The sequence below is a fragment of the Victivallis lenta genome (genome assembly GCF_009695545.1).
Lineage (GTDB): Bacteria > Verrucomicrobiota > Lentisphaeria > Victivallales > Victivallaceae > Victivallis > Victivallis lenta.
Genome location: NZ_VUNS01000023.1, coordinates 74866 through 81380 on the forward strand (window position 1 = coordinate 74866; position 6515 = coordinate 81380).

The 6515-nt window shown below is 52.5% G+C and carries 6 protein-coding genes and 1 tRNA gene; 6 read left to right on the plus strand and 1 reads right to left on the minus strand.

What is annotated here, in order from left to right; all coding sequences use genetic code 11:
• Positions 1–205 precede the first annotated feature (205 nt).
• Genes FYJ85_RS17360 through FYJ85_RS17375 form a run of 4 tightly spaced genes read left to right on the plus strand, consistent with a single transcriptional unit; the run spans position 206 to position 3455 of the window.
• Positions 206–1051, plus strand: a complete 846-nt coding sequence (locus FYJ85_RS17360; RefSeq protein ID WP_106052046.1) for an undecaprenyl-diphosphate phosphatase — start codon at positions 206–208, stop codon at positions 1049–1051.
• Positions 1048–1851 (plus strand): pyrroline-5-carboxylate reductase, encoded by an 804-nt coding sequence (proC, locus tag FYJ85_RS17365; RefSeq protein ID WP_154419775.1) that lies wholly within the window; start codon positions 1048–1050, stop codon positions 1849–1851. The genes FYJ85_RS17360 and proC overlap by 4 nt, the downstream gene beginning before the upstream one ends.
• A gap of 10 nt (positions 1852–1861) precedes the next feature.
• Positions 1862–2617, plus strand: coding sequence for a glycosyltransferase family 2 protein (locus tag FYJ85_RS17370; RefSeq protein WP_106052050.1), 756 nt, complete (start codon positions 1862–1864; stop codon positions 2615–2617).
• 1 nt (position 2618) lies between these two features.
• Entirely contained in the window at positions 2619–3455 is an 837-nt protein-coding gene (locus FYJ85_RS17375) for an adenylate/guanylate cyclase domain-containing protein (protein ID WP_177994669.1), read from the plus strand.
• Here FYJ85_RS17375 and FYJ85_RS17380 read toward each other — a convergent pair.
• Positions 3446–4006, minus strand: coding sequence for a helix-turn-helix domain-containing protein (locus FYJ85_RS17380; RefSeq protein WP_106052052.1), 561 nt, complete (start codon positions 4004–4006; stop codon positions 3446–3448). The genes FYJ85_RS17375 and FYJ85_RS17380 overlap by 10 nt on opposite strands.
• A gap of 566 nt (positions 4007–4572) precedes the next feature.
• Between FYJ85_RS17380 and FYJ85_RS17385 the strand changes: the two genes are divergently transcribed.
• Both FYJ85_RS17385 and FYJ85_RS17390 read left to right on the plus strand, forming a co-directional pair.
• Positions 4573–4651 (plus strand) — tRNA-Pro (locus FYJ85_RS17385).
• A gap of 509 nt (positions 4652–5160) precedes the next feature.
• Complete coding sequence (locus FYJ85_RS17390; RefSeq protein ID WP_338116709.1) at positions 5161–6399, plus strand: ApeA N-terminal domain 1-containing protein; 1239 nt, start codon at positions 5161–5163, stop codon at positions 6397–6399.
• Positions 6400–6515 lie beyond the last annotated feature (116 nt).

Genomic DNA, 6515 nt, shown 5'->3' on the forward strand with positions numbered 1-6515 from the left:
TTATGGTGCGTTATGGGGTTTCGCACGATAACCGGCAAAATGGAAGCGGAAAAGGAGCAGACAAATGCCGGTATCGGCGCCCGGCCGGATTTGCCGGGGCAACATAACGGGGACGGCCGCCGTGCGGCCGATGCCTCCTCTCCACACAGGGGCGGAGGTATCGGTGCGTTTTGCATATGATTCGAAAGTAAGGTAGTCTGTAAGAGTGAACGTCTGGTTTTACATCATTGTCATGGCCGTGATTCAGGGAATCGCGGAGTTCCTGCCGATCAGTTCGTCTGGTCATCTTGCGCTGCTCGGCGCCCTATTCGGATTCGACGGGGAGAAAAGCCAGGCGCTGGGCATTGTCCTCCACGCCGGCTCCCTGCTCGCAATCGTGATTTTTTACTGGAAGACCCTGCTCGGGTTTCTGAAGCCGGAGCAATGGCGGCTCGCCGCCATGCTGATCCTCGGAACGATTCCGGCGGGTGTTCTCGGCATGGCTCTCGAGCTCTCCGGCTTCGCCAAGGATCTCTTCGACAACCTGATGGTGATCGGTTTCGCATTTCTCATCACCGCCACGCTGCTCCGGCTGTCGGAAAAACCGAAGCTCATCATCCGTCCGTCCGGCCAGGAAGACGCGGAGCCGACGCCGCTCGACAAAATCTCCGTCCGCCAGGCGCTCGCGATCGGTATCGGACAGATGTTCGCGATTCTGCCCGGATTGTCCCGCTCCGGCACCACCATCACGGTCGGCATTCTGACCGGAGTGAACCGGGAGGCGGCCGGGACCTTCTCCTTTCTGCTGGCGATCCCGGTCATCGCGGGCGCGGCGCTCGTCCACGCATATAAAATGTTCAAGCACCCGCCGGAAGCCGGAGACATCACTTATCTGCAGATGGCGGTCGGCCTCGTCGTTTCGGCGGCGGTCAGTTTCTGGGCCCTGTCGTTCCTTACCAGGCTCATCAAACGCGGCAAACTCGCCTGCTTCGCCTGGTATTTGTATATCCTCGGCGCCGGAGTGATTCTCTGGCAGCTGACCGTCATGATCAGAAAGGCTAACGGATTATGAGTAAACTTTTATTGATCGGCGCCGGTAAAATGGCGACCGCCATCGCCGGAGGGCTGGTCAAGTCCGGCCTGTTCGCTCCCGCCGAGCTTCTGGCCTACGATGTAAATCCGGTCGCGGCGGCGGACTTCACCAAAGCGACCGGCGTGGAGTGCGCAATCACCGGCTGTTTCGAACTGGCGGCGGCGGCGGACCGGGTACTGCTGGCGATCAAACCGCAGACTCTGGCGAAAGCCCTCACCGGACTCACGGAGGCGCTGGCCGGAAAAACCGTCCTCTCCATCGTCGCCGGCGTGCCGCTGCAGCGTCTTTCGGAACTGACCGGCAGCCGCAAGGTGATCCGCGTCATGCCGAATACCCCGGCGCAGATCGAGCGCGGCGCATCCGCCATTGCGGCGGCGCCGGATGTCGATGAAGCGGAGCTGAAACTGGCGGAGAAGATCTTCGGCGCCGTCGGCATCGTCATGCTGGTCGACGAACACAATCTCGACGCGGTCACCGCGCTCTCGGGCAGCGGCCCCGCCTACGTTTTCGAATTCATTCAGGCGCTGGCCGACGGCGGCGTCGCCTCGGGACTCCCGCGGGCGGCGGCGACGGAGCTCGCAGTCCAGACCGTGATCGGAGCGGCCGAGATGGTCCGGGCGACCGGTTTGCACCCGACCGCCCTCAAGGACCAGGTGACCAGCCCGGGCGGCACGACAATCCGGGCGCTCGAAGTGCTGGAAGACCGCGCCTTCGCCGGTACGGTCATCCAGGCAGTGCGCGCCGCCTGCGCGCGCTCGGAAGAACTTGGACGCAGTTGAGGAGAAAACCATGGACGCTTCAACCGGATGCCTTTCCGTCGTGATGCCCGCCTACAACGAAGAGCAGACCATCGATGAAATCATCCACCGGGTGCTGGCGCGTACCGAAGTCGGCGAACTCCTGATCATCAACGATGCTTCGACCGACAAAACCTGGGAAAATCTGCAGAAATTCGCAGATAACCCGCGAATCCGCCTGTTCAACCAGGAGGTCAATCAAGGCAAAGGCGCGGCGCTGATCCGCGGCTTCCGGGAGGCGGCCCGACCGTTCGTCATCGTTCAGGACGCGGATTTCGAGTACACGCCGGAGGATTATCCGGCGGTGCTGGCCCCGCTGCTGGCCGGCAAGGCGGATGCAGTCTACGGATCGCGTTTCATGGGAACCCCCGGGCAGGTCCGCTTTTTCCGGCACGAAATGGGCAATAAATTCCTGACCTTTCTGTCGAACTGGTTCTCGGATATCCATCTCTCGGACATGGAGACCTGCTACAAAGCGTTCCGGCGCGAGGTCATCCAGAATCTGAAGCTCGAATCCTGCCGGTTCGGCATCGAAGTGGAACTGACCGCGAAGCTCGCCCGGTCGCGGCGGCTGCGTATCTGGGAGGTGCCGATCTCCTACAATCCGCGCCGTTTCGACGAAGGCAAGAAAATCGGCTGGAAGGATGGCGTGGCGGCGCTCTGCCACATCGTGCGGTTCAACCTGTTCAGCAGCGACGAGGCCAGTTTCGTCCGCCCGTGGGACGAAGTGCTCGGAAACAACCGATAAGGTGAGACACGTGAAGCGGGAAGAGGAGCTGCTGCAGAAAATCGCCCGCCTCGAGCAGCAGCTGTCAGAAGAAAGGGAGCGAAACACCGCTCTAGAACGAACGCTGGCCGCCGAGCGCGAGGCGGCGCTCGACCAGCGCTTCGCCATAGTCGAAAACAATTTGAAGCTGCTTGAACTCAAGGAGTCGCTGGAGAGCGAGCAGGAAAAATCCGCGAAGCTGCTGCGCAATATCCTGCCGGAACGGGTCATCGGTGAACTGCAAACCGTCGGGAGCAGCAAACCCGAGTTGTTCGAGCACGTCACGGTGCTCTTTTCCGACATCGTTGACTTCACGGGCGGAAGTGCGAGACTCGCCCCGGAAGAGGTGCTGTTCGAATTGTCCGATATTTTCACAGGTTTCGACCACATTTTTGCGAATCACGGCTGCGAGCGGATCAAAACCATCGGAGACGCCTATCTCTGCGTCTCCGGCCTGCCGGAAGCCGCTCCCGGGCATTGCGGCAACATTCTCGGGGGAGCCTGCGAAGCGATCGGATTCCTCCGGGAGCGCAACCGGAATCATCCCCATGAGTGGCGCATGCGGTTCGGCGTGCATACCGGCCGCGTCGTCGGCGGCATTGTCGGCATTGAAAAATATATCTACGACATCTTCGGCGACACGGTCAACACCGCGGCGCGAATGGAACAGTTATCGGAGCCGATGTGCATCAATGTCTCCGAAGAGGTCCGCAAAGCGGCACCGCCGAACTGCTGTTTTCTCGAGCGGCCCCCCTGTGAAGTCAAGGGAAAAGGCGTCATGCGGATGTATTTTCTCGACCAGACCCGTACTCAGTGGTAAATCACGATAGCCGCGGCGTAATCGCAGCCGGGCGCGATATTCGCACCGTGCGGCAGCCGTGCATCGAGATAGATCGTATCGCCCTTTTTCATGCGGCGCGCGTTCTCGGGGCTGCCGACCGCATAATCGAGCTCCCCTTCCAGCACGATGAAAAACTCCTGGCTGTCGTGCTGCAGCAGTTCCCGTTTTTTGTCGCACGGGCGGTATTCGATGAAAAACGGATTCATGGTCCGGTCGGTTTTTTCGAATGCCAGGGCGAAATAATGGATACCGTATTCGAGTCCCTGATTCCGGTCGATCTGCTCCCCTTCGTTCAGATGGCCGAACACATATTCGGGGCTTGCGTTTTCGCGTCGGAACAGCTCGATCATATCCACGCCGAGCGCGGCCGCCACCAGATTCAGCGCCCGCAGCGAAGCGCCGGTCCGGAAATTTTCAAGCCGTGAAATATACCCTTTGGAAAGTCCGCTCCGGGCGGCAAGCTGGTCGATGGTCAGCTGCTGCTGTTGTCTCAGCTGGCGGATTTTATGCGCGACATTGACGAGATCCATACTGTATCCTTGCGGTTTTGATCATACATCCGGTTTACAATAGTGTTTCATTCGCTGCAAGTCAAGATTCCGTGACGTAAATTCTCCAAGAAATCATCGATAAATCCACCGGCCGCACCTCGTGAATCCTCTCAGCCGCCCTTCCCTGCCACGGTCCGCATCGGAATGAACCGATACTCCAACGCGATATCGGCCGGCAGCAGAAATCCGCCCCCCGGCCCTGCTTCCGAGACACGGATCAGGCGGTTGTCACGATCACATCGCCGTTCGATGGTTCCGACAGAATGTGGCGGTGCTCGCCTCGATTTTCATTGATGATGCCCAACAATAAAAGCAGTTTGCACTCCATAAAGAGATCTTGATCCTAGAGTTTCACGGCGTCGAAATAACCAAATCCCAACGTGCGGCGCCCGGGCTTCCGTTTATGGTGTCGCGAAAATCAGCACGGAGTCGCGCAGGTTCGATCCAAATGTCCATAGGACTAAAAAAGTAAAAAATGAGTCCGATTACGGGCAAATTACGGCTTGCATTCTCTGCAATACGGGATATATTAAGAAATAACAAATCGGGATATAGCGCAGTCTGGTCTAGCGCGTTTGACTGGGGGTCAAAAGGTCGAGAGTTCAAATCTCTCTATCCCGACCATTTTTATTTCCCAGAAATCCAGAAATCATAATAGTTTTCTCATTGATTTTTTATAAATTAATATAGATATTTTCCGGTCATTTCTCGTCCTTATTATATTCCATTTTTCAAGTTTCATACAAGTGGATTTCTGAACTCAATTGGGAACCCGACTAAAGATGAGCAAGAAAATTTATTCCATGTCATTATCAGCAGAAACTCCTGGCTTTCCTGTCCGCTTCCAAGCATAAGTATACCATCTGATACCACCAATTATCCTCTACCTGCAGATATACGGACCAAGTATTGGTTGCACAGCTTAGTGTACACATTGACATTATGATCTTCAAGCATTATGTTATTTTGCTTTTTCTTTGATTTATAGACTATAGTCCCTTTCAAACGTGAATTCAGGGCAGGAGAAATATCTTTGATTTTAAGTCTAACAGTACATATCTATTCTCGCAAAATAGGGAGTATCGCAAAATAATGGCTAAAACCTTTGAGCAAGGCAATTAATTACACAAAAAATTACAGGCCTTTGGATTGTCCCTGAATTTGATCCACAAAAGGAATTTTGGGGAACACTTGAATATGATCCTGAGCACGGAGTTGGAAACCTTACATTATTTGGTTATCCTGTTCTAACCAATATGTCCATTACAAAGTACAACAGTGCTTTAGGGAAAGCTACTAATGGAAAAATCATTACGGTTTTTGACCTTAAGCTCTGCGATTGGTCATCTACAGGGTTTGACGCCAAGACAACCAGTACCCGTTTTTCTTTTTTGTGTTTTATAATGGGAAAATCTATATTTTTCAAAAAAGAGAACTTGCGATTAAAAAAACTCACTTTCCGAATTACAAATCTTGAAGAATGGGTAGGGGATCATCCATTAACAACAAATTTTTCACGTCGCTATAAGAAATCCATCGGTTCTTTTTCATTTCCACCAATTTTGCGTCTGTTTGAGGATGAATTTGTTATTATTCAGCTTTCAACCACTTTCAATCAAAAAAGCGACAGTTGCAACCTAACCGCCTCATATTATCATAACGTGGAAATCAAAGCAAAAGGCAATCGAAAGTTGCCATATTGGGGAGATTCCAATAGCTTTACCTACTACAAGAAAAGAATTCTCGATTTTTTTTGTCTCGTAACTGGCAAAAATACGGTAGTATTTCAGATTGTTGGCTTGGTGTCAAAAAAACGGATTCTGCTGGATGAGCAACAAAAGCAAGTTCGTGATCTGAAATTGGCGAAGACCCGACATCATGTTTATAATACCGTTGAAATCTTTCACCGCCGATCGATTGATCGGGCTTGGTTGACAGAACTCCATTCACGGGAAATGCTGCTTTCAAGAAATAGAATTATCATCGATATACAGAGTCTTTTTACAAAATTTTTTGAAAAATACGACTCTTTTGGGTTTGTTCTAAACGATTGGATTGGTATGCGCAATAAATCATCATTTACCAATCATGCCTTGCCGGAATTGCTTTATAATCTGGAAGGGCTACACCGAAATCTTTATCCTGAATATGATAATGAGCCCGAAGGATATACGGAACAGATCACAGCAATCAAATCGCTGCTTTCTGTTGAGCAAAATAATCTTTTGAAAAATCGCCTAAGGTATCATTTTTCGTTTCGCCAAAGATTGCACGATATCATCATTTTACGTGCTTTCGACGTTTATCCATATCTTAGTCGCAAGAATAAAGATAAAATCATTAATGATCTTCAGACGTGTCCTAACAATTAGCCAAAAAGGCGGAGCCAAACTTTGTCCGTAACAGTATATTACGGTTGCCTAACCCCAAAGGAGGGCTCCGTAATGAAAAATACCTCGATAAGTCTGTTTCGTCAAATCCTGGATCT

Excerpts from the sequence above, each read along its gene's own strand:
- FYJ85_RS17370 (WP_106052050.1), top strand. The coding sequence starts at position 1,862 with ATGGACGCTTCAACCGGATGCCTTTCCGTCGTGATGCCCGCCTACAAC.
- FYJ85_RS17380 (WP_106052052.1), bottom strand. The coding sequence starts at position 4,006 with ATGGATCTCGTCAATGTCGCGCATAAAATCCGCCAGCTGAGACAACAG.
- proC (WP_154419775.1), top strand. The coding sequence starts at position 1,048 with ATGAGTAAACTTTTATTGATCGGCGCCGGTAAAATGGCGACCGCCATC.